This window comes from Terrisporobacter sp., from assembly GCF_017888745.1.
GTDB lineage: Bacteria > Bacillota > Clostridia > Peptostreptococcales > Peptostreptococcaceae > Terrisporobacter.
Genome location: NZ_JAGHFM010000339.1, coordinates 1 through 2,780 on the forward strand (window position 1 = coordinate 1; position 2,780 = coordinate 2,780).

Sequence of the window (2,780 nt, forward strand, 5' to 3'; positions counted from 1 at the left end):
CCACCTTCTTCAATAAATGTTGCACAAGTAGTTTCTGATGTTTTTGTTGCATGACTGCCCGCTATACTTATTGCACCTGCCATACATTCAGCTTCTTTATTATGAGCGCAGTTAGTTGCCTTACAGTAAAAAGTAGAAGCATCTCTTAAATGTTTATTTTTTATCTCTCTCATGTTAAATTACCTCCAAAATAATCTCTATATTATTATGTACTAAAAATAAAAAATAATTATTTAAACTCTTATTCTACCTTTTTAATTCACTATGACTAAAAATTTACATTTAATTATTTTTATTACTACATTTTCCAGTCATATGATCTATTTCTATTTTAACTACACTACAAGCATCTAAAGCCTTATCTATATATTTTATACCTTCTTCCATAAAATTTTTAGAGTATTTTTCACCAATAGCAATTAAAGCTTCTCTTCTTTCTTCACGTCCAACTAAAGTGGCTCTTCCAAAAACTACTACACTTGAGTATCTTGTAGTAAATTCATTTGGGACTATTTCCATATCTGTACTTACAAAAAATGATACTTTATTATTGTTTTTTATATTGTCTAATTTATACCCCTTATTAGCACAGTGAAAATAAACACAATCATTATGATAAACAAAATTCACTGCTACACCATATGGATATCCATTTTCACATATTGTTGATAAAATACCTTCTTGTCCTTTAATTAATACTTTTATACTTTCTTCTTTACTTAATGATCTTTTCTTTTTTCTTAACTCTGGAAACATACACCCTCCTAAATTTAGTATATTTATAATTTTATTATAGAATAAATATATATTCGACTTTTATCAAACAAATGTTTTGAAATAAGAACTACTTTACTATATAATAATACATATTAGAAAAAAATAACATCTGGAGGAATTATGACGAAAGAAACACACGTAAAGGGGGGATATATTCTTGCCTTATTACTTCTTCCCTATATTTATAACACATACATAATTGAATATAATTTTTTTTATCGTGTAATCCTTTTATTTATATATGCCTATTTCACTAATATTGGTTCACTTGCATGTGATATAGATATGAAAGGATCATACATTAGTAAGAGATTTCCTATTATATATAAAATATTCGGTAAAAGACTAAGACATAGAGGGTTTACACATAGCTTAGTATTTTTAGCATTTTTAATGTATTTTTTTAATTCTATTTTAATCTGTAGTGATTTTAATATAGCATTTTTATGTTTATTCAGTGGATTTATCATAGGAATACTTTCTCATATTATTCTTGATTTGCTCACAAAAGAAGGTGTTGAATTATTTTACCCAATTGAAACTAATTTTTCTGTGCTACCTATAAAAACCAGCTCTAGAACAGAAAAAAACATATGTAAACTATTAAACATATTAGTAGTATTTTTAATTGGATATAGATTTTATTTATTTACATTATAAAAAATTCTCAGCATACTAATTTTATGCTGAGAATTTTTTATAATTATTCTTAGTAATATCTATGCTATTTTTTCTTATTATAACATTCATTATTGCATAACAATATTTCATAAGTCTTATCTATACCTATAGATCCAAAAGGTGCAGTTATAAGTATTGAAAGAACAGCTACAGTTAAAACTAAATTTCCACATTCTAGTCCCATTGATAAAGGAATACTTCCAATAGCTGCTTGAACAGTAGCCTTTGGAGTATAAGCTATCATACAAAATAATCTTTCTTTCATAGATAATTTTGTTTTTAATAAACAAATAAGAACACCTATCATTCTAAATATCATGGCAAATAGTATTGCTCCTATCACTATAACCCCTGAAGTAGTTACATATGATATATTTACAGTAGCTCCTACTAAAACAAATAGTAAAACTTCAGCAGCTATCCAAAGTTTATTATATTTATTAGATAGTCTTATAGCTAAAACTTCATATTTTTGCTTAAATACAATTCCCATACTCATTATGGCAAGAAGAGCTGACATAGGTAATATCCCTTCTAAAAGAATCTCACATTCTAATAATAAAAAAGAAATGCTAAGTACTATTATTATTTTTATGGAATCTCTCATATGAAAATTTTTAAATAATTTAATCAATATTATTCCTGATATTACACCAAATATAATTCCCATCACTATAGAAATAGGAATTTGAGCAAAACTTAAAACAGATATATTATCTCCACCTGCAAGACCTGTGAAAGCTGTAAATAAAACAATTACAAAGATATCATCTACTGATGCTCCTGCCATGATAAGCTGTGGAATAGAATTCTCTGTTCCTATTTTTTTATCAATTAGGTTTATCATTCTAGGTACTATTATAGCTGGAGAAACTGCTGCAATAACAGCTCCTATAATAGCAGCTTCTAAAATAGTAACTCCTAATAGTTTTGGTGCAATAATTATAACTGCTAATATTTCAAGAGATGCAGGAATAAAACACATAAGTATAGCAGGTCTACCAACCTTTTTTAAATCATCAAGGTTCAATGATAATCCTGCTCTAGTTAATATAATTACAAGTGCCAGTTTTCTCAAATCTGGCGAAATTGTAAGTACAGATTCATCCAGCAAATTAAACATATGAGGACTAAGTATTATACCTGCAAAAATCATACCTATTAGGCTTGGTAGTTTAAGCTTTTTAAAAATACTTCCCATAGATAGACCTATTAAAAAAATTAATGATAAACTTGTTAACATGCAAACCTCCCTATTTTTTACGCATAAAAAAAGCTGACGATTCCTGCGATAATTTTAATCACAGAAGTCATCAGCATTA

General features: G+C 27.1%; 4 protein-coding genes. 1 reads left to right on the forward strand and 3 read right to left on the reverse strand.

The features are described from left to right. Together J7G74_RS16855 and J7G74_RS15115 are read right to left on the reverse strand one after the other, a co-directional pair. The coding region (locus J7G74_RS16855; protein ID WP_297136858.1) for a DUF1540 domain-containing protein at window positions 1-173 on the reverse strand (173 nt) is incomplete at its 3' end. 109 nt (window positions 174-282) lie between these two features. Beyond that, entirely contained in the window at window positions 283-756 is a 474-nt protein-coding gene (locus tag J7G74_RS15115) for a pyridoxamine 5'-phosphate oxidase family protein (protein WP_297136853.1), read from the reverse strand. A gap of 141 nt (window positions 757-897) precedes the next feature. On the opposite strand from J7G74_RS15115, the gene J7G74_RS15120 reads away from it, so the two are divergent. Next, window positions 898-1,437 (forward strand): metal-dependent hydrolase, encoded by a 540-nt coding sequence (locus tag J7G74_RS15120; protein ID WP_297136855.1) that lies wholly within the window; start codon window positions 898-900, stop codon window positions 1,435-1,437. 64 nt (window positions 1,438-1,501) lie between these two features. Here J7G74_RS15120 and J7G74_RS15125 read toward each other — a convergent pair whose 3' ends face one another. Further along, entirely contained in the window at window positions 1,502-2,701 is a 1,200-nt protein-coding gene (locus tag J7G74_RS15125) for a cation:proton antiporter (protein ID WP_297136857.1), read from the reverse strand. Between the last annotated feature and the right edge of the window lie 79 nt (window positions 2,702-2,780).